Origin of the sequence: Bacillus sp. FSL R5-0560 (genome assembly GCF_037966305.1) — a bacterium.
GTDB lineage: Bacteria > Bacillota > Bacilli > Bacillales > Bacillaceae > Bacillus > Bacillus mojavensis.
On the sequence record NZ_CP150195.1, the window covers coordinates 2,438,824 to 2,462,516 of the forward strand.

Sequence of the window (23,693 nt, forward strand, 5' to 3'; positions counted from 1 at the left end):
GGCATCAACATCATTACAATAAGTAAGAGGAATAGGTGTTAAATTGATTAAATATAAAAGATTGATCCATTTGTTCCACCAAGAACAATCTGGGAGGTTTTATTCATGGCAAAGTACACAATCGTAGACAAAGATACATGCATTGCATGCGGCGCTTGCGGAGCGGCTGCACCAGACATTTACGATTACGATGATGAAGGCATCGCGTTCGTAACGCTTGACGAAAATAAAGGCGTTGTCGAAGTTCCTGAAGTACTGGAAGAAGATATGATTGACGCTTTTGAAGGATGCCCTACTGATTCCATCAAAGTGGCGGATGAGCCATTTGAGGGCGACCCGCTTAAATTTGAATAGAAGTAATCGAAAAAGCTCCCCTGCGGGAGCTTTTTTTATTTAATGAATATGCGCGCTTCTTTGCTGTTCAATCCACGGTTTAAGCTTGATAAAGATGAGTGTGAACACAATCGTAATGACAATGCCTTTTATGAGGTTAAACGGCAGGATACCAGCGACTACTGCTGTTTTCAGCGCACTGTCGGATAATGCCGGGGAGTGTAAAAACCATGTGTAGGCGGGAAGAATCAGAACATAATTCAGAATGCTCATCAGCACCGTCATAGCTGCAGTTCCAATCAGAAGACTCACTGTCAGGCCTTTTGCTGAATTCAGCTTTTTAAATAAGAAAGCAGTCGGCAATATAAAGAGTGTTCCGGCAATGAAATTTGCAATTTGTCCTACAGGCACTCCAGCCATGCTCCCCTGAATGATATATTGAAGAACATTTTTTATCGCTTCAACGGCAATACCCGCTAAAGGTCCGTATATAAGAATCGCAATAATGGCAGGGACATCACTGAAATCAATTTTCAAATAATCAGGAAGCCCCGGAAACGGAAAATTTAACAGCATCAATACAAATGCCATGCTGCTCAGCATGCTGATCACGACTAATTTTTTTACTTTCAAGTTGCTCTCTCCTTTTCGATCACATCTTACTCGAAAAGCGGAAAGGTTCTTTTTCCAGCCAATAAAAAAACCGCTCTATGACAAAGCGGGGTTTCAAAAATTTGGCTTGGTAAAGAAACGTTTGAAAACCTTTTTTCAAAACGCTGCTGAACCTCCATCTTCTCCCATCCAGACTATACTGTCGGCTTCGGAATCACACCGAATCCTGCTGTCAAAAACAGCTCGCGGGCTTAGAGCCAGTTGCTCATCACCGCCGGTAGGGAATTTCACCCTGCCCCGAAGATTGATCATATGAATTTGGTTCCATTATAAACGATAAATGATTGGTTGTATAGATAATTGCTTCAAATTAAATATAACGTTAAAAGTCTCTAAAACTGGTCAATTCCTCACTTTCCTTTTATCCTTTACTGCGTCAATACACATTGACACTCTATTGAGAATATGTTAAATTATCAGATATTTAGTTTGTCAATTTAGGAGGAAATCTTACGATGTTTCGAGTATTGGTCTCAGACAAAATGAGCAACGACGGCTTACAGCCACTTATTGAATCAGACTTTATTGAAATCGTCCAAAAAAACGTAGCAGATGCAGAGGATGAATTACATACCTTTGATGCTCTATTGGTGCGAAGCGCGACAAAAGTAACAGAAGACCTTTTTCAAAAAATGACTTCTTTAAAAATCGTCGGAAGAGCCGGTGTCGGTGTGGATAATATCGATATTGACGAAGCAACGAAACATGGGGTTATTGTTATTAATGCGCCAAACGGAAACACAATTTCCACAGCTGAGCACACATTTGCGATGATCTCATCTTTAATGAGACACATCCCTCAGGCCAATATCTCTGTAAAATCCAGAGAATGGAACCGCACAGCATATGTCGGTTCGGAACTTTACGGCAAAACACTTGGAATTGTAGGATTAGGCAGAATCGGAAGCGAAATTGCACAGCGTGCGAGAGCCTTCGGTATGACCGTGCACGTTTTTGATCCTTTCTTAACAGAAGAAAGAGCGAAAAAAATCGGTGTAAACAGCCGTACGTTCGAAGAAGTCTTGGAAAGCGCAGATATCATCACTGTGCACACGCCGTTAACAAAAGAAACAAAAGGCTTATTAAACAAAGAAACGATTGCAAAAACGAAAAAGGGTGTTCGCTTAATTAACTGTGCACGAGGCGGCATTATCGATGAGGCAGCTCTTCTTGAAGCTTTAGAAAGCGGCCATGTTGCCGGTGCGGCGCTTGACGTTTTTGAAGTTGAACCGCCGGTTGATAATAAGCTCGTTGACCACCCGTTGGTGATTGCCACTCCTCACCTAGGGGCATCGACAAAAGAAGCACAGCTGAATGTTGCAGCGCAAGTATCAGAAGAAGTGCTGCAGTTCGCAAAAGGTCTTCCTGTTATGTCAGCCATTAACCTGCCTGCCATGACAAAGGATGAATTCGCTAAAATTAAGCCGTACCACCAAATTGCAGGGAAAATCGGCAGCCTCGTATCACAATGCATGAAAGAGCCGGTACAGGATGTCGCGATTCAATATGAAGGCACAATTGCTAAACTTGAAACATCGTTTATTACAAAAAGCCTTCTGTCAGGCTTCTTAAAACCACGCGTTGACTCAACAGTTAACGAAGTAAATGCGGGCGGTGTCGCAAAAGAACGCGGCATTAGCTTTAGTGAAAAGATTTCCACTTCTGAATCTGGATACGATAATTGCATTAGCGTAAAAGTAACAGGAGACCGTAGCACCTTTACAGTTACAGCTACGTATATCCCTCATTTCGGAGAACGCATTGTCGAAATCAACGGGTTTAATATCGACTTTTATCCAACAGGCCACCTGGTTTATATCCAGCATCAGGATACGACGGGGGTCATCGGCCGAGTGGGACGTATTCTCGGAGATAACGATATTAATATTGCAACCATGCAGGTTGGCCGTAAAGAAAAAGGCGGAGAAGCCATCATGATGCTTTCTTTTGACAGACATTTAGAAGATAAAATTGTGAAAGAACTAACAGATGTTCCTGATATCGTGTCTGTAAAACTTATTGATCTTCCATAATGAAAAAACTCAAGCTTTGCAGCTTGAGTTTTTTTCTTTTAACGGTTTTCTGTTTATGTATGTTTGTGCAGTACTTCTAACACGCTTCTCAGCTCGGATACTGGTATTTGCCCAGGTGCTGAAGCCTCTTCTCCTGCGCCGAATGTGCAAGCTGATCCAAATATTTCACCGCTCAGCCTGCTAACCAATCCTGTTCCCGCCATAGACATTGTGATCATCGGGCGGTCCGCATATTTTGTTTTCATGGTATATGTTGCATCAAGCAAGGTTAAAAGATCACCTGTATCCTTCGGCATTACAGCTATTTTCGGAATATGCGCTCCTAACTCCTGCATTTTCCGAAGCCGAGAAATGATCTCGTCCTTTGCAGGTGTTTTCTGAAAGTCATGATTAGACATAATCACATGGACACCGTTTTCTCCCGCTAAAGATACTAGCGCTTTCACGTTCGCCTCTCCTGAAAATAGTTCAATATCAATAAAGTCTATGTCTTTTGTGCGGATAGCCGTTTCAAGCAAAGCGATATAGGAACTTACATCCATTTCTTTGCTCCCGCCTTCTTTATGCGATCTGAATGTAAATAGAAACAGCTTGTCTCTCAAAGACTCTCGCAGCTTTGAGATCATCTTTATAACTGCTTCACTGTCGTCTGCTTTTTCAAATCCATCGACTCGCCACTCGACAATATCCGGATCCAGTAATTTTACAGCTTCTGCTTCTTTTAAAATTTGCTTTTCTGTTTTACCCATCAGCGGAACGATGATTTTTGGCATCCCTTCTCCAATGGAAACTCCTTTGATTGTTAGCGTGTTCACTTATCTCAAATCCTTTCAATCCTCACTTGTTCTATTATACACTTACACTTATTTTGTGAAAATTCCTATTATATCAAAAAACAAAAAAGCCCAAAGGCTTTTTCAGTTTAAAGAAATCGGATTGGGGGCAGCGGGTACCGGTATGGGATCTGAAACATCATATTTTCCAATTTTATTTGATCTAGTTTCTGTAAAAGTCACTTCTGTAAATCCAAATTCCTTTGCTGTTAAAAGAAGTCCCTCAAGCATTAAAATACCGGTGATTGAATCCTCGACTGCCGAGTTTTTTGAGAAGTGAATATATAAATGTTTATGTTTTTCTGTTATTGATTTGATATCACCGGCGTGAATAACAGGTTCTGTATCCGGTTTACTGTTTGTTTCCATTTCCTTAAACGCTTCTTTTATTGTTTGAAACGTTTTTTCAGAGGGAACAAGAAAGTCTTGTCCGTCTTCATTGTGATACAAATAGTAAGCTTTGTTCGTCTGTGTGTGAACAGGAATTTCAGTCAAAGTGCCATAGGAGCCAACTTTTGCACCAGCCCCGTTTTGATCGGTTGAAAACTTGACTCTCTCATAAGGGCTCCATTTCATTGTTTCTTTCAGCAATTTTTTTAATAGTTTAGCGTCTTTTAGAGAATCAACATCAATGTTCTCGTTAACTTGTATTCTTAGTTCTTTCTGTTTCTCCGTTACTTTCACTTCATCCATAAAGGATGGAATGGTGACGGCGTGATCAAGATAGCCTGATTGGTCACTGGCAAACAGGACGTCCTGTATGTTTTGGTTTGAATTTGTTTTTTTAATGCTGATGGGTACGATTGTGGACGTATCGGCATCGGCAAACGCTACAGTTATATAATTGCTCTGTTCCTTTTCAGAAACAACAAACGAAGTCTGATCCAGCAACGGTGCTGCTTTTTGACTGTCTGCTGTCTCAGTTTTCGTTATAGCGTTTTCTTTAACCGCTTCTTTTTGAGGCTCTGCCTGATCAAAGAAATGAGGAGAAATAATGAAAGCGATATAAACTGCAGCAGCTGCTGCACATACGGGGCCAATCCATTTTACAGGGGGCTTTTTCTTCCGTTTTACCATCGAAAGCCGCTTGTATATGTCTTGCGGAGAACGATGGTCTTTAACTGCTGGCAGTTGACTTAACAACTCCTTTATCTGTTCTTCGTTCCAATCTGACTTCATCATCCATTAGCTCCTCCCTCAAAAGCTCCATATGTTTCCGAAGTACCTTGAGCCCTCTGTGTTGGGTCGTTTTTACTTTGCTTTCCGAGAAGCGCAGAGCATTGGCTGTTTCCTGTATTGAATATCCCTGTATAAACCGTAAGATAATCACAGCTCTTTGATCGATCGTACATTGATCAAGCGCAGCATAAATTTCCCGGACATTTTCATGTTGAACCGCGAGTTCGTCCGGAAGCAATTGCTGATCTCTGACATCCTGTGTATCCCAATCAAATGTGCCGAGTACACGCTGTCTGATTGTCTGTTGCTTACGGAACCAGTCTATCGCCACATGGCGTGCAATCGACAAAAGCCATGTTTTTTCACTGCTTCTTCCTTCAAACGTATGATATGAATTTAATACACGAATATAAACCTCTTGAAGAAGGTCTTCAGCCTGGCTTTTATCCTTTACCATATAAAATAAAAATTGGTATAAATCTTGATGGTATGTTTTATATAACACTTGAAAGGTTTCTTCCATAGGAAACCCCTCCGTTTCTTTAGTCGTAATAATAGCTTAAAAGTTACATTACAACTATATTACGAGAAACTGGAATTTGGAAGGGAATTTATATTAACATATCCTTAAATTTTATTAAGAAAACACCCGCTTAGGTCAGCGGGTGTTTCTTATGGAACAAGATTCTTCGGCAAATTCAGACTCGACTTTATCATTTTGTCGGAATATAAAACGTAAACGTCGTTCCTTTGTCCATCCGGCTGTGCACTGTAATGGTACCGTTGTGAGCTTCCACAATATTTTTTACAATAGCCAGTCCCAGTCCGGTTCCTGCTCTGCCTCTTGTCCGTGCTTTATCTGCTTTATAGAATCGCTCAAAAATGAATGGCAGATCCTCTTCCGGTATCCCGGAGCCGGAATCTTTAACGTCTATTTTTACTCCATCCTTAACGGTATGAACGGAGATGTACACATTGCCGCCTGATTGAGTATGACGCAGCGCGTTATCAATTAAATTAGTAAACACCTGCTCCATCTTATCTTCATCAAACATCAATTCCTCTTCAGTGAGAGAAATGTCCTGATGCAAAGAAATATTTTTTTCTTTGGCAACGCCGGAAAATTTACGCATGATCTTTTCTATAAATTCATTAAGATTGATTTGTTCATAATGCAATCCAGTATGGCCTGATTCCATTCGGGCTAAATCAAGCAAATCGTTGACAAGGCGGCCCATTCGCAGCGACTCGTCATATATAATTTGAGCAATCTCTTTACGGTCTTCTTCGGAGCTCGCAATGTCATCGACAATGGCTTCACTGTACCCTTGAAGCATGGAGATCGGCGTTCTTAATTCATGGCTGACATTTGCGATAAAGTCCTCGCGCAATTTATCAAGGCGGCGTTCTTCGGTCATATCTCGAAGAACGGCAACCGCGCCTCTGACATGCGATTCCGCATACAGCGGCGACATCAGCAGCACCCATGATCTGCCCTGCAGCGTCATTTCAATCATTTGTTCTTTTTCAGTGCTGACAGCGTTTTGGAACAGTTCTTTTGCTTCTGGCGGAAGATTGTCGCCTTCTTTAATATTCATATTCTGCTCATAATACCAAGCCTGCAGAAAACGTTCAGCCGGCGGGTTTGTCACGAGAATCGTGCCGTCGATATTGATGGTAATCACTCCGTCAGCCATACTGCTTAGTATGTTTGAAAGCTGTTCTTTTTCTTGGTTGAGCGCATTGATATGAAAGTTAAGCTGCCGGCCCATTTGATTAAAGGCGGTTGCCAGCTCACCGATTTCATCTTGGGTTAAAATCGGGATTTTCGTGTCAAACTTGCCCTTTGCCAAATCCTGTGCGCCCTCTCTCATTTTTCGAAGCGGATACGTGACCCTGCTTGATAAAAAGAAAGCAAAAAATGTGGTCAGCACAATCGCAATGCCTGCGGCAAGAAATATATAACGGGTCGTGTGTTTTGTTGTATCTTTGACGGCAAGCAAAGACTGAGATAAAAAGACCATGCCTTTTTTTCCGTCTTTTTCATACGGAACACCCACAATCAGGCGTTCATTATCCGTGTCTCCACCACTCAGGCCCGTTCGCTTACTGACTTTTTTATGGTTGTCCAGAGCCTGATGTAAATCCTTGTCCCGCTGTATTTGTTCAAGCGTGATAGATGAAAGCCGATTTTTATCGTTTGGCGAATACCAGTACTTTTTCTCATCCTGTATAATCGCAATGCTTGTTAAGTTATCAGCAAGCTCCCAAGTGATCGACCTTGCCAGCGCCTGATCCTCGTGTTTTTCTAAGATGACTGCGACTTTATTTGCAAGCTGGGTTAAATCATTTTCGGCTTCTTCCACATGATAATTTTCGATAAATTCGAGTAAAAGAACCGTTAAAATAAATAATACAATCAGGACAAGCGAAAGGATCGTAGCCCATAGCTTGCCTACTACGCTTTTCCAAAACTTCATTCAGCGCCTACCTCGAATTTATAACCGACGCCCCATACAGTGACGATTTTTTTGGCAGCTCCCGGTGATACTTTATTGAGTTTTTCACGTAGACGTTTGACGTGTGTGTCTACTGTACGCAGATCGCCAAAAAATTCATACTGCCACACTTCCTTCAGAAGTTTTTCCCGATCATACACTTTGTCAGGCGTTTTCGCTAAGAAGTAAAGGAGCTCATACTCTTTCGGTGTTAAGCTCACTTCAGTTCCGTCTGCAGTTACCCGATGGGCATCATGATCGATTGACAGATGAGAAAACACCAATACGTTTTTCGTCGGCGTATTCGCATTGAAATAAGAATTTTGAGATGCCCTTCTCAGAAGCGCTTTTACCCGCAGCACAACTTCTCTCGGACTAAACGGTTTGACAATGTAGTCATCTGTTCCCGATTCAAACCCCTGCACCCGGTTTGCTTCTTCTCCTTTTGCGGTCAGCATAATAATTGGAGTAGCTTTTTTTTCGCGAATTTGGCGGCAGACCTCAATTCCGTCTGTGCCAGGCATCATAAGGTCAAGCAAAATTAAGTCATAATTGGTTTCGAGGCCTTTGGCAATAGCTTCATCACCATTTTCCGCTTCTTCAATCACATAATTTTCACGTTCAAGATACATTTTTAAAAGGCGGCGAATTCTGGCTTCGTCATCAACTACTAATATTTTGGTTTCATTGGTTTGGTCCATCGTTTTCCCCCTGCTTTCCTTCTGTTACTTTCATTTTATCAAATCGTGAGAAAGTTTGAGAACTGTATCGCTTTGTTATCGACTATGCATAAGAATGAAGTCCGGCTAGCACAAGATTTACGAATATTAAATTGAACATAATGATGGCAAAACCAATGACGGCCAGCCATGCTGATTTCTCTCCGTGCCATCCTCTTGACAGCCTTAAATGCAAATATGCGGCGTAAAATAAAAACGTGATCAGCGCCCATACTTCCTTCGGGTCCCAGCCCCAAAATCTCGTCCAAGCAAGCTGAGCCCAAATCATGGCAAAGATCAGTGCGCCGAGTGTAAAAATCGGAAAACCGATGGAAACGGCCCTGTAGCCAACCTCATCCACCAGATCAAGATTCACGTTTTTCACCAGAGGATGTAAACAGGCACTGATTCTTTTTCTGATGATCAGGCGAAGCGCCCCATACAAAAGGAGTCCAGCTCCAAACGACCAAATCACCGTGTTTACCTTTCTGCCTGAGAAAAGGGCCGGAAGCTCTGCAATAGGCTGCATTTTCCCCTCGGTGATAAGCTCACCCTCATGCGGACCTACAAGTGCGGGCATTTCATAGACCATCACGCTTTTTTCCTTATTCTTATCCACCCAGTTAAACTCAGCTTCATAGCCGGCAAAACGAAACACAGATGTTATCACAATAAAGGCAACTGCCGTCACCATAATAAACATGATAGCTTCAAGCCAAAAGGTTTTTTTACTTGGTTTTGTCTGGTCAACATGCTTCAAAAGAAAAATGACACCTGCGACAAAACTGATGGCGAGTATCGCTTGCCCCAGCGCGGCCGTAGTTACGTGGATATACAGCCAATTGCTCTGCAATGACGGAATTAAAGGCGAAATGTCCGTCGGAAACATGCTGGCGTAAGCAATCAGCAATAAAGCAATCGATAGTGTAAACAGACCTAATGAAGGCAATTGATAGATAAAATAAAGGATAATAAACGCAAGCACAAGCATCATGCCAAAGGCCGTTGTAAATTCAAACATATTGCTGACAGGCGCATGGCCGCTGGCAGCCCACCTTGTCATAAAATAGCCCAGGTGGCAGAGAAAACCGATAATCGAAAGGGTAATCCCGATCGTCGCCCACCGGTTTGCCCTGTCTTTTTTATTTTTCCTTCCGCGTATGGCCCCGCCGAAAATTGGGACCGCGATTAAATACACGAGAAAGGCTGCATAAAGAAAATTTCCGCTCAGCTCCGCCATGACACCACTCCCTTTTCGCCTATTTCTGTGTTTTCATTAATTCTTTTTGGTCTGCTGGTTCAGTCAGCCCCGTTTCGGCTAAAACAAATGTTAAATCCTGCTTCAGTCCGTACCAGTTTTTATTGGTATGGCCGGCAACCATGACTGCACCATCCTGTGTATGCAGCCAGATTCTGCGGTGCTGCCAGTACATGCCTTGAATGACGCCAATCATAAAAATGGCTCCGCCGATGGCAAGCACCCAAAGCGTCAGATCTTTTCTGACTGTCAGACCGGTTATGTTCTTCGTTTCGACATGGTCAAATTTTAACTTATACTTATTGCTGCCCGACCCTTCAATTGTTTCTTGAATGGCCACAAAGCTTTTTTCGCCTTTTGGCTTATCCGGCGTTATGATATTAAAAACAAAAGCCGGATTGTTTGGGATTTTTGTTTTTGTGCTCGGCTCTCCATCCTGATTAAAATAGAAGTCAGGAAGGTAGCTGGCGACCTCAACTTTGTAACCGTTGCCAAGATCATAAACCGAATCTGGATCCAATAGGTTGATCTTTAAGCTCCCAAAGGATTTTTTTGATTTTTTGTCAATCAGCTGAAACACCATCTGATCGAGCTGATTCTCTTTATAATCCACCTGATAAACAGAAAACGAATCAAAGCGCAGCGGCTGATTCACACGAATATCTTCTTCTTTTACTTTTTTCAGCTTCGGCTTCTCTCCATAGACAATTTTGCCTTCCCGTTTATAGAGAACTGCGTCTGTTTGAAAGTTTTTGGCGACCTTTCCGCTTCCGACTCTGTCAATGGCATCAGCGAACACCTTTTTTTCTGTCTCGCTGTTATAAGTCTCTACGCTGAATTGATTGTTTTTCAAATAATATCTTCCGTCTGTGCCTGGAATTGCCGCAGTTTCGCCTTCTCTGACCCAGAGCGTTTCATCGATGTACATGCCCGGCACAAATCTCAGCATTGCGCCAATCAGGAAAATGATTAATCCTATGTGATTAACATACGGACCCCAGCGGGAAAAACGTCCTTTTTCCGCCAGAATGCTGCCCTCTTTTTCTCTGATTCTATAACGCTTTTTCTTTAAGAGAGTGACAATCTTTTCTTTTTCTTCCTTGTTGAGCTCGGTCTCCGTTCTACTGAACAGCCTTTGCCTTTTTAAGAAAACAGGGCTTCTCCTGACACCCTGATTTTTCAATGCTCTGTACAGGGGAATCACGCGGTCAAGGCTGCAGATGACAAGAGAAATGCCGATAGAGGCAATCAGCAGCAAATACCACCAAGATCCATATAAATGATGGAGACCGAGTAAATAATAAAGCTGGCCGAACGTGCCGTATTGTTCTTTATAATATGTATCAGCCTGAGCGCCGGGGGGCAAATAGGCTTCTTGAGGAAAAATAGTCCCGAATGCTGATGCTGCAAGGGTTATGACGATAAGCCATATTCCGACCTTAACCGAAGAAAAGAAGTTCCATATTTTATCAATGATCGTTTTGTTATAGGTTTGTGAGCGTCTAGCACTTCCATCGTATCTCATATCGGCAAGCGGGGGCTGTGTTTCCTGAAGCGCCCTGCCACATGATTCACATAAAACGGTTCCGACCGGGTTGATATGTCCGCATTCACATTTTACCTGTTTCATCCCGAGGTCGCTCCGGGTTTTATCAGATTCATATAGTCATGGATCATGCTTTCTGTCATAGTGCCGGTCACCACCTTGACAACTTTTCCTTCCGGATTGATTAAAAAGGTTGTCGGAAGCGGGGATACGCCATAGGCATCAAGCACCTGACGATCTGTATCCAGGACAACCGGAAAATTCACTCCGTAGGATTTCATAAAATTATGTACTGCTATCTTTGACTCCCCAACATTTACCGCGACAATTTCAACGCCTTGGTCTTGAAAATATTTGTATTGGTTCGCCATATAAGGAAATTCTTTTTTGCACGGCTCACACCAGGTGCCCCAGAAATTCAAAAAAACACCTTTTCCTTTTAAGTCACTCAGTTCAATACGTTCCTCATTCGTATCTTCAAGGACAAAATTCGGTGCCTCGGACCCTTCAGATATGCTCTCTTTGTCGGCAAATACAGCATTGTATATTGTATAGGCCAGCGCGCAAATCAAAATGAGAAGGATGCCGGTCCGAATGAATAAACGCCTTTTTTTCTTCATTGTCCACTGCCCCCTTCCCCTATTGCAGATCCATTCAATTATATCATTGCACATTCATTTCACATTTCTAACTTTTTGAAGGTTATGTGAAACTTAGAAAGCGTTTTTACCGTGTTCCGCTAGCGCTCTGAGTCTTTTGACTTCATGCGGCGTGAGCTCTCTTGCGTCTCCCGTATTTAAGCCTCTCAGATTTAAAAATGCGTATTCTTCCCGCTTCAGCTTGATTACTTCATGTCCAATCGCTTCAAACATGCGGCGCACTTGCCTGTTCCGTCCCTCATGGATGGTCAGCTGTATAATGCTTGTTTGTTTTCTCTTATCCAATGAAAGCAGCTTCGCTTTGGCAGGGGCTGTTTTGCCTTCCTCCAGCATAATGCCGCGCTCCAGCTTTCTGATCAACTCTTTAGACGGTATGCCTTTTACCTTTGCTACATATGTTTTGTTTATTTCATATTTAGGATGCATCAGCTTGTTGGCAAACTCGCCGTCATTGGTTAAAAGCAAAAGACCGCTAGTATCGTAATCCAGACGTCCGACCGGATAAATGCGCTGCGGCACTTCTCTTAAAAAGTCAGTCACGACTTTGCGCCCTTTGTCATCTTCCGCTGCGGAAATCACGCCTCTTGGTTTATATAGAAGAAAATAAACAGGCTCTTCACGTTCCACCTTCAAACCGTTTACTTCAATCTGATCAGAACCGGTTACTTTAACACCAAGCTCTGTTATTACTTTGCCGTTCACCTTTACTTTTCCTTCTTTAATCAGCTCTTCTGCCTTTCTGCGCGATGCAACTCCGGCGTGAGCAATTACTTTTTGCAGTCTTTCCATGTCTTTCACCTCAAGTATTATCTTACTTTTTTCAACCTAAACAAACAAGCTTTTTCAGATTTCGCATGCTTTATCTAAAAAAACGCCATTTTCAGGCGCTCCCAAATAATAACGTAACGATGATGATAGATGCAACTACACCGATTAAATCAGCAAGAAGTCCTACCTTTAACGCATCACCCATTTTTTTTATGCCGACCGCTCCGAAATACACAGTCAGCACATAAAGTGTTGTATCCGTTGACCCCTGCATCACCGATGCCAGCCTGCCAATAAAGGAGTCCGGTCCATAAACTGCAATTAAATCGGTCGTCATTCCCAGAGCAGCCGTCCCGGAGATCGGACGGATCAGCGCAAGCGGAACCACCTCAGCCGGTATGCCGATGGCGGAAAAGGCCGGCTTTAAAAGATCCATAAAAAAGTCCAGCGCGCCTGATGATCTGAAAACGGTAATTGCAACAAGCATCCCGACTAAGTAAGGGATAATCGAAAATGCGATCTCAATTCCTTCTTTTCCGCCTTCAACAAAGGATTCATATGTCGGCACCTTTTTGATTGTTCCATAAAGAAGAATGCCGGCAATAATGATAGGGATCATGGCTAAAGACAGCCAGTTGATAATTTCCATCGGCTTACCTCCCCTTCTTTTTACGGCGGTAATAAAAATACCGGTCAATAATAATGGCGCCGATTCCAGAAATGAGTGTCGCCAAAATGCTCGGTCCGACGATATCTGTCGGCGTTTTGGAGGAATAGGCCATTCTCACGGCGATAACCGTTGTCGGGATGAGAGTAATGCAGGAAGTATTAACAGCCAAAAAAGTGATCATGGAACGGCTCGCTTCCGAACGATTTCCATTCAGCTTTTTCATTTGCTCCATTGCTTTAATGCCAAGAGGTGTGGCCGCATTCCCCAGGCCGAAGAAATTCGCCATGAGATTTGATAAAATGTAGCCCATTGCGGGATGATCCGGCGGTATGTCAGGGAACAGCTTAGAAATAAAAGGTCTGCACATACGGCTGAAAATATCCAGCAATCCTGACTGTTCAGCTATTTTCATTAAACCCAGCCAAAAAACAAGCACGCTCATAAGTCCAAATGAGATTGTGACAGCTTCTTTGGCTCCTTTAAACACCGCCTCATTTACATCCTGCAGCGTTCCATTGCACATCGCAAATACGAGCCCGATCACAGTTAAGCTGACCCAGATTATATTGACCATTTTGCCCCGCCAGCCGCATTCAGAAAAATTGATTTAAATGTTTCAAAAAACTTTTTTTTCGGTTTTTGATTTCGTTCGTTTTCGTAATAGATCGGCACTTTTGCGATGGTTTCATCGTTGAACATGACTTTCATATGTCCTACAATATCCGGAATTTTTGAAGCATCTTTTTCCCAGGCTTTTTTCGGTTTGAGCAGCGTAGTGTTAATTTTGACATCTTCTTTTTCTTCTTCGGTAAGCAAATAGGTGATGTCTCGTTTGATGAAAGCTTTGGACTCATAAAATGTACCTTTGAGCTTCGGAATGTCTCCTTTTTTTGCGATTAAATATGTTTGATAATGCTCAAATACATAGTTAAACATATTCATATGATCATCCCAATCGTCAGGGTCATTAATGGTCACGGCTATCAGATCAACGCCGTCCTTTGAAGCGGTTGAAACCAGTGTGCGTTTTGCAAGCTTGGTATAGCCTGTTTTCCCCCCTGTACTGTATGGATACAGCATCGTCAGCAATTTATTTTTGTTTTTCCACACGCTTTCCATTGTTTCTGCTTTGTATACTTTTGTGCCGGAGATGGTTTGATAGTCTTTGAGCTTCATGGCGTATTTCGTTAAAATGGCCATGTCATAAGCTGATGAGTAGTGATTTTCATGGTCGTCCAATCCGTGCGGGTTTTGAAAACGGGTATTCTCCATACCGATTTGCTCTGCTTTTTGGTTCATCATATAGACAAATCCATCGAGGCTTCCCCCGACATACTCAGCGATCGCAACAGCAGCATCGTTCCCGGATCTCAGCATCAGGCCATACACAAGATCCTTTAATTTTACTTTTTGCCCTTCGGTTAAATAAATGGCCGAGCCCTCTGTTCTGACCGCATTTGCAGACACAGTCACGGTTTCTTCCATTTTTCCTGATTCAATGGCGAGAACAGCGGTCATGATCTTTGTAATACTGGCGATTCGCCTTTTTTCATGCTCGTCCTTGGCAAATAACACTCTTCCTGATGTGCCGTCAATGACAATCGCGCTCTTCGCACTGACATTTATAGCTGCATGGGCTGTGTTCACATTTACATTTGCAAATAGAAAAGAAATAATGACTATTAATACAGCTTTTTTAAAAATGCGCATGTTTGTTCACGTCCTTGTGGTGGTTTGTACAAGTTTATGCGCATGTCCATCAGTTATGAATAACAATTGTGTCTAGGCCTGCAAACACAAAAAAACTCTCCCGTAAAAGGAGAGTAAGTGTTATCTGATTGATGCCATGCTAGATCCGGACGCTTCGTAATGAGCCAGTTCTTCCCTCATCTTCAGAAACGCTGCGCTCAGCGGCAATAATAATTGCTCCAGAGACTGCGGAACAGCATGGTAGAACTCAATTGCGCTGACTCCGGTATATGACGCCCGGCTGTTTTCACACCAGGTGTCTTTCTTTGGCATAAAGAACTCTTCAATGCATTGATGATACACATTGTAAAGTGTTTTTTCCGCTCTGGTTTCCTGAAAAGGCTCTTGTATAAGGAGGCGGCGGCATGCTTCAGCGCCTCCTTCACAAAATACTGTCATTCTTCTCAGCGTGCTCAGCACATCACAGCAGTATGCCTCTTCAACAGGCAATTCAGCCTGCATAGACGCCAGCGTGGTTTGATTTAAATAATCATTAACGGTATTGACAACCATTGATAAGAATTCGCCTGTTTTTTGAGTCTGCACTCGCACAATCGAATGTCCCATTTCGTTTGGTATCTTCCCCTCATGTCTTTGTCTCTCACATTTTGCTTCTTTCATGATAGCTACTTCTTCCTTATATCTTATGTTGATGAAAAAGCGCGATTCATTATTTCTCTATTTTATATCTTCAAAGGTTTGGTTAAAGTTTTCAAAGAATAAATCCGCTTCTTCTTGAAGAACGTCATCTTCCGCATTTTCAGGCAGCGGCGGAAGCTCGTCCAGCGTTTTTAAGCCGAATTGCTCAAGAAAAGTCGGCGTCGTGCCGTATAAAATGGCCCGTCCCGGACCGTCAGCGCGCCCGACTTCACACAGCAGCGCCTTGGCGACAAGGCTGTGTAAAATTCTTTCTGATTTCACACCTCTGATATCTTCAATTTCCGCTCTTGTGATCGGCTGTTTATATGAAACAATCGCCAGCACCTCCAAAGATGCTTGGGAAAGGCCTTTCGACGGTACTTCGATCAGTTTTTTCAAGTACGGCGCAAAGTCCTTTTTGGTGGAAAGCATGTACGTATCTGCATATTCAATAAGTTCAATGCCTCTTGTATCATGTCGGTATTCGTCTGCCACATCCGCCATAATGGTGTTCAGTTCAGGCTCTTCTATTTCAAGCACTGTTAACAGCTGTTTTTTGGTCAGTCCTTCATCGCCTGCCGCATATAGAAGGGCTTCCACTATAGCTTTCCAATTCACGATATCAAGCCCCATGAATGGATTCACTCCCCATAATGTAAATATCTGAAAAATTCCGCTCCTGCTCAATCAAAATCAGCTGATTTTTCATCAGTTCTAAAACTGCCAGGAAAGTGACAACTAAATGTTCTTTTTGCTCATATGAAAAAAGATCCATAAAGTTAATTCTTTTCCCTTTTGATTTCAGGCTGTGGACGATTTCATTCATTCTGTCTTCGATTGGTATTTCCTGTCTTGTAATTGTTGTTTCCATCGGCCTTGTTATTTTTTTTCGCTTCAGCACTTTTTGAAAAGCGCCAATCATATCGTATACCGTGACTGACAGCTTTTGCTCCGATTGTTTCACTTCTTTTGCATATTCGCTCAAATCACTCGGCGGTTTCGTAAATGATTTTTGTCTTTCTTCTTCCCGTTCCTTTAATTCCTTCGCCGCGTCTTTATATTTTCTATACTCAATCAGCTTTTCAATCAGTTCCTCCCGTGGATCTTCTTCCTCAAGAAATTCATCCTCAAACAGCTCTTCCTCTTGCTTCGGGAGCAGCATTCTGCTTTTAATACTGAGCAGTGTTGCAGCCATCACCAAATACTCGCTGGCGATATCAAGCTCAAGCACACGCATCGTATGTACATATAATAAATATTGTTCAGTAATCTTCGCCACGGGTATATCATATATGTCAATTTCAAGACGATTGATTAAATGAAGCAGCAGGTCCAATGGGCCTTCAAACGTATCAATTTTCACTTGATATTCTTCCATCATCTCACCATTTTCAAGTATCGCTCTCATTGCCGGATAAACTGGCTACCCTTTAGTATAAGCCACCAAAAAGCTCTCGTCCAATACTATTTCATTTCCTGTATTTCAAGAGAATTTGTGCTGAATATTCAAAATAACAAGATATCCGCCTACACCAAAAAGGGCAGGTGTACATAGGATGCTCGCGTAGACCATAACAAAGGAGGCTGAATGTTCATGGGAGAAAAGTGCTTCAGCGGCAGTTTTGCTTTAATTGTCGTTTTGTTTATTCTGTTAATTATCGTAGGTGCTGCTTGGATTTGCTAGAACTAAAAAAGAGCGGGTCCAATGCGCTGTTTTTTCCTTTCATCTGTCCTGTGTTACACTAAAGGCGGATTAAAAGGAGGAAGCATCTTGTACCCGAAAGCTTATATCGATTATCTCGTTGAATTTCACGCAACACGAGATTATTTTGAATGCCATGAAATACTAGAAGAATATTGGAAGGAAGATCCTCCGAACAAACGGAAAATACATTGGGTCGGCTTTATCCAGCTTGCTGTTGCTTTGTATCATCATAGAAGACAGAATACAGCCGGGGCCAAAAAATTGCTGGCAAACAGCATACGGATTCTTCAAGCGGAAAAACAAGCGGTGGAAGATTTGGGGCTTGATCATACCCGTTTACTGGAGCTTATGCAGTCGGTTTACGAACAAATTGAACTGGGATCTTCCTATAAAAGCATCATGCTGCCAATTAAAGATGAGAGGCTGGAGGAAGCATGCCGCATTGAATGCAAGCGAAAAGCTTACAGATGGGGGCAGCCCAGCACACTCACCGATAGATTTCTTATTCATAAACATCGTTTGCGGGATCGGACTGATGTCATCCGTGAACGCGAGAAAGAAATTGAGCGACGAAAAAAAAGCAGAGGCTGATAACAGCCTCTGCTTAATTATTGTATGAAATGTCTTGATCCTGCTGACCTTGACAGCGTTCGAAAAAGCTCTGCGTTAATTCATTCGGAACCAGTACCTGCGTTTTGAATAAATGCTTTAAAGCATCCATCATCTGTTTTCCGATTCCTTGATGGCGATGAGAAGGATTCACACTGATATGCCGGATTTCAACCTCGGAATCCTTTTTTTCAACTCCGATTGCTCCGACGATATCCTCGTCCTCTTTCCACAGAAAGAGCTGGCGGTCTGTATCCGTTTCGTAGTCCTTAATTGTCTGCTGAAGCTGCTTAAGATCTTTTTCATTCGGCATAAATGAAAGAAGTCCCATCGCAATCTTTTCAAACGATTTTTTATAACGAATTAACATAAAAACCCCTCTATATCCTAATGTCCAGTTCTATCAAACGGAAAAGTATAGGTGATCCGTTTTCTCACATTATATCATTTTCGCCATATTTTTAAACTGTTTTCAGCAAATTATTCAAATGAACGGTTTAAATTTGCCATTTCTATGGCAGAAACAGCACAATCTACACCCTTGTTGCCCGCTTTTGTTCCAGCCCGTTCAATGGCCTGCTCAATGTTTTCCGTAGTGACAATTCCAAAGATCACTGGTACGCCTGTTGTGTTCGCTGCTTGCGCGATGCCTTTTGCAGCTTCGTTGCAGACATAATCATAATGAGTCGTTGCGCCTCTGATGACAGTGCCGAGTGTAATAATGGCGTCATATTTTTTTGTTTCCGCCATTTTTTTAGCAGCGAAAGGAATTTCAAATGCGCCCGGAACCCAAGCCACATCAATATCGTTTGTATCCACGCCGTGTCTGAGCAATGCATCTTCTGCCCCGCTCAGCAGCTTACTTGTAATAAAATCATTAAATCTACCTACGACGATTCCGATTTTAAGACCTGTACCAACTAAATTTCCTTGTATGATATTCATATGATTCCCATCCTTTTTTGTGATTTTTGTTATTAGAAATGAAGTAAATGACCTAGTTTGTTCATCTTTGTTTGCAAATATTTTTTGTTATGCTCTTTGGCCTCCATTTGAAGCGGCACTCTTTCTGTAATGCTGAGTCCATAGCCTTCAAGTCCGGCAATTTTCCGCGGATTATTCGTCAAAAGCTTCATATTCCGCACGCCGAGATCGCGTAAAATTTGAGCACCAATGCCGTAATTGCGCAAATCAGGCAAAAAGCCGAGCGCCTCATTAGCTTCTACAGTGTCATATCCTTCTTCCTGAAGCTTATAGGCTTTTAACTTATTGATCAGACCGATGCCCCGGCCTTCTTGGCGGAGATACAAAAGCACTCCCCGGCCTTCTGCGGCAATTTGCGTCAGCGCGGCGTGAAGCTGCGGGCCGCAGTCACAGCGATGAGACCCAAACACATCACCTGTGAGACACTCTGAATGAACCCGGACCAATACTGGTTCTTCACTAAACGGCACATCTCCCATCACAAATGCGACATGCTCTTTTCCGTCGATCTCATTTGTGTATCCGTACACTTTAAATGTGCCAAAATCAGTCGGCAAGGTAATATCGACTTCCCGCTCTACAAGTGTTGTCAAGTTGTAGCGGTACTCAATTAAATCTTTAATGGTGATCATTTTTAATTGATGCTTTTTCGCAATTTCTATCAGCTCGGGTACTCTTGCCATCGTTCCGTCTTCATTCATAATTTCGCAAATGACGCCTGCTCCCTGAGAACCGCAAGCTTCAGCAAGATCGACTGCCGCTTCTGTATGGCCCGCTCTTTTCAGAACACCTCCCTTTTTCGCAATCAGGGGAAAAATGTGCCCCGGACGCTGAAAATCTGCCGGCACTGAACTGCTGTCCAGCAAAGCTTTGACAGTAAATGATCTTTCCTGTGCGCTGATTCCCGTTTTTGTCTTACGGTGGTCAATGCTTACTGTAAAAGCAGTGTGGTGGGAATCTGTATTGTGCTCAACCATAGGATGAAGATCGAGCCTGTCAGCGATTTCCTCACTGAGAGGCGTGCAAATCAGCCCTCTTCCGTGCGTCGCCATAAAGTTAATCACTTCAGGAGTCGCATGCTCCGCAAGAGCCACAAAGTCTCCTTCATTTTCTCTGTCTTCATCATCAACAACAATGATGACTTCGCCTTTTTTTAAAGCGTCTAATGCCTCTTCTATCGGATGAAACATGCTAATCTTCCTCTCTAAAAGCCGTTTTCGCTTAAGAAGGCTTTTGTTATGGTTTGTTGGTTCTTATTGTCATTGGCTTTATGCAAAAATCGATACATATATTTTCCGATCATATCGCATTCGATATTCACTTTGGAGCCGATCGTTTTTTCGGAAAAAATCGTTTCGCTGATGGTGTGCGGTATTAAAGAAATAGTCACCGTATCATCTGTCAGCCCGAAAATGGTTAAGCTCACGCCGTCAACTGTAATAGATCCCTTTAGAACCAACGTTTTTGTTAATGACGGATCCATTTTCAAATCATAGTAAACTGCGTTGCTTTTTTCTTCAATACGTGTGATTTCTGCGGTACCGTCAACATGTCCTGAAACAAAATGGCCTCCGAATCGCCCGTTTGCCGCCATCGCTCTTTCCAAATTCACTTTGCTGCCTTTTGATAAATCGTTCAGCGACGTTGCTTTGACTGTTTCAGGCATGACATCAACTGTGAATTGGCTTTTCGTGAAATCAGTAACAGTCAGACAAATGCCATTCACTGCAATGCTGTCGCCCAAGTGAACATCCTCTAATATTTTTGAGCATTTAATTGTTAAGGCCATAGAAGAGCCTGCTTTTTTCATGGATTCGATTGTGCCTGTTTCTTCTATAATTCCTGTAAACATGGTCACCATCCTACTCGTTTTTCGGTTTTGCCGTCAGTTTGATATCACGGCCAATTTGGGTTATATCTGTGAATTGTAATAAGGGGACATCTTTCATTGATTGAAAACCTTCACCGGAGATTAAGCTGGGAGCAAGCGTTCCTCCGATTAATTTAGGGGCAAAATAGAAGATGATTTCTTGAAAACAGCCTGCTTTGACGAAGCTTCCGTGAACAGCTGACCCGCCTTCCACATACACCGACATGATGCCTTCTTCTGCAAGGATTTTCAGCACATCGGGAATTTGTATACGATCTGTTTCCAGAGTAAATATTTTCACTCCACAAGCGGAAAACCGTTTTTTCTTGTCGTCATCAGCATGTGTTGTTGTGAAAATCCAAGTCGGCGCTGCCTGATCGCAAATCACATTGGCGTCATCGGGAATCGAAAGTTCGTTATCAAGTATCACCCTGACCGGCTGTTTTGAAACATCCGGCAGCCTGCAGGTTAAGCTTGGATTGTCAGCTTTCACAGTGCCTGCTCCGACCAAAATGCTTTGATGTGATTTCCTGTATTGCTGAGCATCCTGTCTTGCAGCTTCTGATGTGATCCATTTGCTGTCACCCGTACTGGTCGCTGTCTTTCCGTCTAGGCTTGCGGCAGCTTTTAATGTAACGTAAGGGAGGCCTGTCCTCATAAAATGCAGAAATTTTTCATTCAGCTGTTCCGCCTGATCTGCCAGAATGCCTTCCTTTACTTCGATGCCGGCTTCTTCTATCATGCTGATTCCCCGTCCGGCCACAAGCGGATTAGGATCTCTCATTGCGACAAATACTCTCTTTATCCCGGACTTGATAATCAGTTCGGCACAAGGCGGTGTTTTTCCGTAATGGCTGCATGGTTCAAGGGTGACATAAATATCAGCGCCTTTTGCATGTGCGCCTGCCATATGGATAGCATGGACTTCCGCGTGAGCTTCGCCGTATTTTAAATGGGCGCCCATCCCGACAATCTGTCCGTCTTTCACCACAACAGCGCCCACGAGCGGATTCGATTCGGTCTGTCCTTCACCCTGCTTCGCTAGATCTAACGCCAGTTTCATATAAAACTCTTCCATCTGTTTCCCTCCCTTCTTTATTCATTTACCGTCAAAAAAGCCCCGAATTTAAGAAAAATTCGGGGCTTTAGGTATTTTACGCAATAGGAAATAACACTATGCATGTTGATACATTTCGCATAGCGGTTCTTCATCCTTCTCCCATCCAGACTTTCACTGTCGGCTTCAGCTTAAACTGAATCCACCGTGTACATATGCACACGGGTCACGGGCTCTAAAGCGCATGTCGCTTTACTACCGCCGGTCGGGATTTCCACCCTGCCCCGAAGGATACAATCTTTATTCATTTGTCCTTAATGGCTATTATAGCGGTCCTTTCTTAAGTACGCAATGAAATAAACTTACAATTTGAGAAATCGAAAAAACACCCATCGTGTTTTTTTTAGTTAATCATTTATTTTTGCAACCTTGATTAAACCGTCGATCCGCTTTGATTTGCTGAAGTACGCCTTGATCTTATCGCCTTCTTTTATATCAGACAAATCTTGATTTAATTTTTTTCCGTTAAAGATGATCTTCGTGCCGTTATCTGCTTCTCCATGATATTCTGTTCCGTCAATTTTTGTCACTTTATATTCTTGGATTGTATACTCTTCTTCTTCGGAGGACAAGGTTTGTCCAATCGCTGTCGGAACGTCCTTCAGTTCCACACCATTTATGTACATATAACCCCCTGCAAGTAAAAGCAGAAGTACTAACAGAATGGTAATCTTGGTTTTTATTCTTCCCATTTTTAAAAACCTCCAGCCAATATGAATCTATTCATTCATATGAGTTATTCCTTTTTTTCATGAATAAAAAACCGTAAATTCTCGTAAATTATTAATATAACGATGCATAACGGGAATATGTTTCACATTTCTTCAAAAATTTCTTTTCTATAGATATACGAATTTATGTTCTGGTTTTAGGGGATGCATGAGAAAAAGAATAAAAAAGCAGTTCCTTTTCAGGAAACTGCTTATACTTAGTTGGTTTTACGAATGTCGCTAAATGGGAAGAAAACAAACTTTGACGTACCCGCAATTTGTTTTTTCGTAAAGAGTCCAAGCCCGTTTCGGCTGTCCATTGAATTTCGGCGGTTATCCCCCATAACAAAATACTTGTTATCAGGCACTTTGATTGGGCCGAAATCATCAGTTAGATGGTTAAAACCTTTATTTTTGGCTTGCTTTTTATTTGCCTTCAAATAAGGCTCAGCCACTTTTTTCTCATTGATATAAAGCTGGTCGTTTTTCATTTCGACTGTGTCTCCGGGCAGGCCGATCAGCCGCTTGACATAGTGGACATCATCCCCGTTTAGCACGATGATATCCCCTCTCTTAAACTCGCCTATGTACTTAACTGTCATATTGACAAATACCCTTTCATGGTCATGAAGGGTAGGCTCCATGGACTCACCATCAACGACATACGGCGCAAAAATAAAATTGCGGATGAGTAATGCCAGAACAACTGCGATAATAATCGCTTTGGCCCATTCAAATATTGATTTTTTCCTAGAAACGTTTTCCGATTTCAACTGATTTCCTCCAATAAACAACGGTCTTCAATTTATGTTATCACGAATCGATAAGAAATCCCATTAGGACCATTGAAGCGAATTTTCACATCTATTCATTCTCCTGCCAAAATCAATTTGTTCCCATTTCCTAATGAAATCGGAAGAAGAATCAATCAGCCTCCAAAGAACAAATCCAATATATTGCCGGCAGTTGAAGTTTCTTTATTGTAAAACTCCGAATATCCACATTTCTTGCAGTAGACGACGAGAAAACGGTTATGCTGCACATCAAACAACTTTGACAATCCGGTTCCGGTTGTGGCAATTTCTTTTTGGCCAGCTTCAGTGCTTCCGCATTTTATACAGCCCTTGTTGTTCATCAAACGT

At 42.5% G+C, this 23,693-nt stretch carries 28 protein-coding genes and 2 riboswitches; of the genes, 4 read left to right on the top strand and 24 right to left on the bottom strand.

Features of this window, described 5'->3' with window-relative positions; translation table 11 throughout:
• Positions 1-105 precede the first annotated feature (105 nt).
• Positions 106-354, top strand: a complete 249-nt coding sequence (locus tag NST56_RS12860) for a ferredoxin (RefSeq protein WP_003225461.1) — start codon at positions 106-108, stop codon at positions 352-354.
• Positions 355-393: 39 nt separating this feature from the next.
• Here the strand turns inward: NST56_RS12860 and fmnP are convergent, their stop codons facing one another.
• Entirely contained in the window at positions 394-966 is a 573-nt protein-coding gene (gene fmnP, locus NST56_RS12865; protein ID WP_339176995.1) for a riboflavin transporter FmnP, read from the bottom strand.
• Positions 967-1,118: 152 nt separating this feature from the next.
• Positions 1,119-1,254: riboswitch (FMN riboswitch) on the bottom strand.
• A gap of 206 nt (positions 1,255-1,460) precedes the next feature.
• Between fmnP and serA the strand changes: the two genes are divergently transcribed.
• Complete coding sequence (gene serA, locus NST56_RS12870; protein ID WP_010334772.1) at positions 1,461-3,038, top strand: phosphoglycerate dehydrogenase; 1,578 nt, start codon at positions 1,461-1,463, stop codon at positions 3,036-3,038.
• Positions 3,039-3,091: 53 nt separating this feature from the next.
• Here the strand turns inward: serA and aroD are convergent, their stop codons facing one another.
• The 15 genes from aroD to scpA all read right to left on the bottom strand — a co-directional run bounded on the left by aroD (position 3,092) and on the right by scpA (position 16,934).
• The gene (aroD, locus tag NST56_RS12875; RefSeq protein WP_339176997.1) at positions 3,092-3,853 is read right to left on the bottom strand and encodes a type I 3-dehydroquinate dehydratase; all 762 of its coding nucleotides are present in this window, start codon (positions 3,851-3,853) and stop codon (positions 3,092-3,094) included.
• Positions 3,854-3,955: 102 nt separating this feature from the next.
• A complete protein-coding gene (locus NST56_RS12880; RefSeq protein ID WP_326227227.1) occupies positions 3,956-5,053 on the bottom strand; it encodes a sigma-X negative effector in 1,098 nt (365 codons plus the stop codon).
• Positions 4,989-5,573, bottom strand: a complete 585-nt coding sequence (gene sigX / locus NST56_RS12885; protein WP_010334775.1) for an RNA polymerase sigma factor SigX — start codon at positions 5,571-5,573, stop codon at positions 4,989-4,991. The genes NST56_RS12880 and sigX overlap by 65 nt, the downstream gene beginning before the upstream one ends.
• 190 nt (positions 5,574-5,763) lie before the next feature.
• Positions 5,764-7,530, bottom strand: coding sequence for a sensor histidine kinase ResE (gene resE, locus NST56_RS12890; RefSeq protein ID WP_339177000.1), 1,767 nt, complete (start codon positions 7,528-7,530; stop codon positions 5,764-5,766).
• A complete protein-coding gene (gene resD, locus NST56_RS12895; RefSeq protein WP_010334777.1) occupies positions 7,527-8,249 on the bottom strand; it encodes a DNA-binding response regulator ResD in 723 nt (240 codons plus the stop codon). The genes resE and resD overlap by 4 nt, the downstream gene beginning before the upstream one ends.
• 82 nt (positions 8,250-8,331) lie before the next feature.
• Positions 8,332-9,507, bottom strand: coding sequence for a c-type cytochrome biogenesis protein CcsB (gene ccsB / locus NST56_RS12900; RefSeq protein WP_268445969.1), 1,176 nt, complete (start codon positions 9,505-9,507; stop codon positions 8,332-8,334).
• Positions 9,508-9,526: 19 nt separating this feature from the next.
• Positions 9,527-11,155: a cytochrome c biogenesis protein ResB gene (gene resB, locus NST56_RS12905; protein ID WP_339177003.1), complete on the bottom strand. Its 1,629-nt coding sequence runs from the start codon at positions 11,153-11,155 to the stop codon at positions 9,527-9,529.
• A complete protein-coding gene (locus tag NST56_RS12910; protein ID WP_339177005.1) occupies positions 11,152-11,691 on the bottom strand; it encodes a thiol-disulfide oxidoreductase ResA in 540 nt (179 codons plus the stop codon). The genes resB and NST56_RS12910 overlap by 4 nt, the downstream gene beginning before the upstream one ends.
• A 93-nt stretch (positions 11,692-11,784) precedes the next feature.
• Positions 11,785-12,519 (bottom strand): 23S rRNA pseudouridine(2605) synthase RluB, encoded by a 735-nt coding sequence (rluB, locus tag NST56_RS12915; RefSeq protein WP_010334781.1) that lies wholly within the window; start codon positions 12,517-12,519, stop codon positions 11,785-11,787.
• 91 nt (positions 12,520-12,610) lie between these two features.
• The gene (gene spmB, locus NST56_RS12920; RefSeq protein ID WP_010334782.1) at positions 12,611-13,147 is read right to left on the bottom strand and encodes a spore maturation protein SpmB; all 537 of its coding nucleotides are present in this window, start codon (positions 13,145-13,147) and stop codon (positions 12,611-12,613) included.
• A 4-nt stretch (positions 13,148-13,151) separates the two neighbouring features.
• Entirely contained in the window at positions 13,152-13,742 is a 591-nt protein-coding gene (gene spmA / locus NST56_RS12925; RefSeq protein ID WP_024121904.1) for a spore maturation protein SpmA, read from the bottom strand.
• Positions 13,730-14,878: a D-alanyl-D-alanine carboxypeptidase family protein gene (locus NST56_RS12930; RefSeq protein WP_010334783.1), complete on the bottom strand. Its 1,149-nt coding sequence runs from the start codon at positions 14,876-14,878 to the stop codon at positions 13,730-13,732. Before NST56_RS12930 ends, spmA begins: the two co-directional genes overlap by 13 nt.
• Before the next feature lie 120 nt (positions 14,879-14,998).
• A complete protein-coding gene (locus NST56_RS12935) occupies positions 14,999-15,538 on the bottom strand; it encodes a YpuI family protein (RefSeq protein WP_010334784.1) in 540 nt (179 codons plus the stop codon).
• A 57-nt stretch (positions 15,539-15,595) separates the two neighbouring features.
• Positions 15,596-16,189, bottom strand: a complete 594-nt coding sequence (scpB, locus tag NST56_RS12940) for an SMC-Scp complex subunit ScpB (RefSeq protein WP_010334785.1) — start codon at positions 16,187-16,189, stop codon at positions 15,596-15,598.
• Complete coding sequence (scpA, locus tag NST56_RS12945; protein ID WP_010334786.1) at positions 16,179-16,934, bottom strand: segregation/condensation protein A; 756 nt, start codon at positions 16,932-16,934, stop codon at positions 16,179-16,181. The genes scpB and scpA overlap by 11 nt, the downstream gene beginning before the upstream one ends.
• Before the next feature lie 216 nt (positions 16,935-17,150).
• On the opposite strand from scpA, the gene NST56_RS12950 reads away from it, so the two are divergent.
• Both NST56_RS12950 and NST56_RS12955 read left to right on the top strand, forming a co-directional pair.
• Positions 17,151-17,240 carry a YjcZ family sporulation protein gene (locus NST56_RS12950; RefSeq protein WP_032731254.1) on the top strand — a complete coding sequence of 30 codons (90 nt, stop codon included), beginning with the start codon at positions 17,151-17,153 and terminating at the stop codon, positions 17,238-17,240.
• An 87-nt stretch (positions 17,241-17,327) separates the two neighbouring features.
• Positions 17,328-17,852 carry a DUF309 domain-containing protein gene (locus NST56_RS12955; protein WP_286058363.1) on the top strand — a complete coding sequence of 175 codons (525 nt, stop codon included), beginning with the start codon at positions 17,328-17,330 and terminating at the stop codon, positions 17,850-17,852.
• 13 nt (positions 17,853-17,865) lie between these two features.
• Here the strand turns inward: NST56_RS12955 and ribT are convergent, their stop codons facing one another.
• The 8 genes from ribT to NST56_RS12995 form a co-directional block, all read right to left on the bottom strand.
• Positions 17,866-18,240 carry a GNAT family N-acetyltransferase RibT gene (gene ribT, locus NST56_RS12960; protein WP_003223910.1) on the bottom strand — a complete coding sequence of 125 codons (375 nt, stop codon included), beginning with the start codon at positions 18,238-18,240 and terminating at the stop codon, positions 17,866-17,868.
• 110 nt (positions 18,241-18,350) lie between these two features.
• Positions 18,351-18,815: a 6,7-dimethyl-8-ribityllumazine synthase gene (gene ribH, locus NST56_RS12965; protein WP_003223915.1), complete on the bottom strand. Its 465-nt coding sequence runs from the start codon at positions 18,813-18,815 to the stop codon at positions 18,351-18,353.
• Positions 18,816-18,847: 32 nt separating this feature from the next.
• A complete protein-coding gene (locus tag NST56_RS12970; protein WP_339177011.1) occupies positions 18,848-20,044 on the bottom strand; it encodes a bifunctional 3,4-dihydroxy-2-butanone-4-phosphate synthase/GTP cyclohydrolase II in 1,197 nt (398 codons plus the stop codon).
• A 14-nt stretch (positions 20,045-20,058) separates the two neighbouring features.
• Positions 20,059-20,706 (bottom strand): riboflavin synthase subunit alpha, encoded by a 648-nt coding sequence (ribE, locus tag NST56_RS12975; protein ID WP_339177013.1) that lies wholly within the window; start codon positions 20,704-20,706, stop codon positions 20,059-20,061.
• A 10-nt stretch (positions 20,707-20,716) separates the two neighbouring features.
• Complete coding sequence (gene ribD, locus NST56_RS12980; protein ID WP_339177014.1) at positions 20,717-21,802, bottom strand: bifunctional diaminohydroxyphosphoribosylaminopyrimidine deaminase/5-amino-6-(5-phosphoribosylamino)uracil reductase RibD; 1,086 nt, start codon at positions 21,800-21,802, stop codon at positions 20,717-20,719.
• 129 nt (positions 21,803-21,931) lie between these two features.
• A riboswitch (FMN riboswitch) is annotated at positions 21,932-22,077 on the bottom strand.
• A gap of 111 nt (positions 22,078-22,188) precedes the next feature.
• A complete protein-coding gene (locus NST56_RS12985) occupies positions 22,189-22,533 on the bottom strand; it encodes a hypothetical protein (protein ID WP_010334791.1) in 345 nt (114 codons plus the stop codon).
• 236 nt (positions 22,534-22,769) lie between these two features.
• Positions 22,770-23,324: a signal peptidase I gene (gene lepB / locus NST56_RS12990; protein ID WP_339177017.1), complete on the bottom strand. Its 555-nt coding sequence runs from the start codon at positions 23,322-23,324 to the stop codon at positions 22,770-22,772.
• A 155-nt stretch (positions 23,325-23,479) separates the two neighbouring features.
• Positions 23,480-23,686, bottom strand: a complete 207-nt coding sequence (locus NST56_RS12995) for a zinc ribbon domain-containing protein (protein WP_010334793.1) — start codon at positions 23,684-23,686, stop codon at positions 23,480-23,482.
• Positions 23,687-23,693: the final 7 nt, after the last annotated feature.

Coding starts and splice junctions, on each gene's coding strand:
- NST56_RS12860 (WP_003225461.1), top strand. CDS start 106: ATGGCAAAGTACACAATCGTAGACAAAGATACATGCATTGCATGCGGC.
- serA (WP_010334772.1), top strand. CDS start 1,461: ATGTTTCGAGTATTGGTCTCAGACAAAATGAGCAACGACGGCTTACAG.
- NST56_RS12880 (WP_326227227.1), bottom strand. CDS start 5,053: ATGATGAAGTCAGATTGGAACGAAGAACAGATAAAGGAGTTGTTAAGT.
- sigX (WP_010334775.1), bottom strand. CDS start 5,573: ATGGAAGAAACCTTTCAAGTGTTATATAAAACATACCATCAAGATTTA.
- resE (WP_339177000.1), bottom strand. CDS start 7,530: ATGAAGTTTTGGAAAAGCGTAGTAGGCAAGCTATGGGCTACGATCCTT.
- resD (WP_010334777.1), bottom strand. CDS start 8,249: ATGGACCAAACCAATGAAACCAAAATATTAGTAGTTGATGACGAAGCC.
- ccsB (WP_268445969.1), bottom strand. CDS start 9,507: ATGGCGGAGCTGAGCGGAAATTTTCTTTATGCAGCCTTTCTCGTGTAT.
- resB (WP_339177003.1), bottom strand. CDS start 11,155: ATGAAACAGGTAAAATGTGAATGCGGACATATCAACCCGGTCGGAACC.
- NST56_RS12910 (WP_339177005.1), bottom strand. CDS start 11,691: ATGAAGAAAAAAAGGCGTTTATTCATTCGGACCGGCATCCTTCTCATT.
- rluB (WP_010334781.1), bottom strand. CDS start 12,519: ATGGAAAGACTGCAAAAAGTAATTGCTCACGCCGGAGTTGCATCGCGC.
- spmB (WP_010334782.1), bottom strand. CDS start 13,147: ATGGAAATTATCAACTGGCTGTCTTTAGCCATGATCCCTATCATTATT.
- spmA (WP_024121904.1), bottom strand. CDS start 13,742: ATGGTCAATATAATCTGGGTCAGCTTAACTGTGATCGGGCTCGTATTT.
- NST56_RS12930 (WP_010334783.1), bottom strand. CDS start 14,878: ATGCGCATTTTTAAAAAAGCTGTATTAATAGTCATTATTTCTTTTCTA.
- NST56_RS12935 (WP_010334784.1), bottom strand. CDS start 15,538: ATGAAAGAAGCAAAATGTGAGAGACAAAGACATGAGGGGAAGATACCA.
- scpB (WP_010334785.1), bottom strand. CDS start 16,189: ATGGGGCTTGATATCGTGAATTGGAAAGCTATAGTGGAAGCCCTTCTA.
- scpA (WP_010334786.1), bottom strand. CDS start 16,934: ATGGAAGAATATCAAGTGAAAATTGATACGTTTGAAGGCCCATTGGAC.
- NST56_RS12950 (WP_032731254.1), top strand. CDS start 17,151: ATGGGAGAAAAGTGCTTCAGCGGCAGTTTTGCTTTAATTGTCGTTTTG.
- ribT (WP_003223910.1), bottom strand. CDS start 18,240: ATGTTAATTCGTTATAAAAAATCGTTTGAAAAGATTGCGATGGGACTT.
- ribH (WP_003223915.1), bottom strand. CDS start 18,815: ATGAATATCATACAAGGAAATTTAGTTGGTACAGGTCTTAAAATCGGA.
- NST56_RS12970 (WP_339177011.1), bottom strand. CDS start 20,044: ATGTTTCATCCGATAGAAGAGGCATTAGACGCTTTAAAAAAAGGCGAA.
- ribE (WP_339177013.1), bottom strand. CDS start 20,706: ATGTTTACAGGAATTATAGAAGAAACAGGCACAATCGAATCCATGAAA.
- ribD (WP_339177014.1), bottom strand. CDS start 21,802: ATGGAAGAGTTTTATATGAAACTGGCGTTAGATCTAGCGAAGCAGGGT.
- NST56_RS12985 (WP_010334791.1), bottom strand. CDS start 22,533: ATGGGAAGAATAAAAACCAAGATTACCATTCTGTTAGTACTTCTGCTT.
- NST56_RS12995 (WP_010334793.1), bottom strand. CDS start 23,686: ATGAACAACAAGGGCTGTATAAAATGCGGAAGCACTGAAGCTGGCCAA.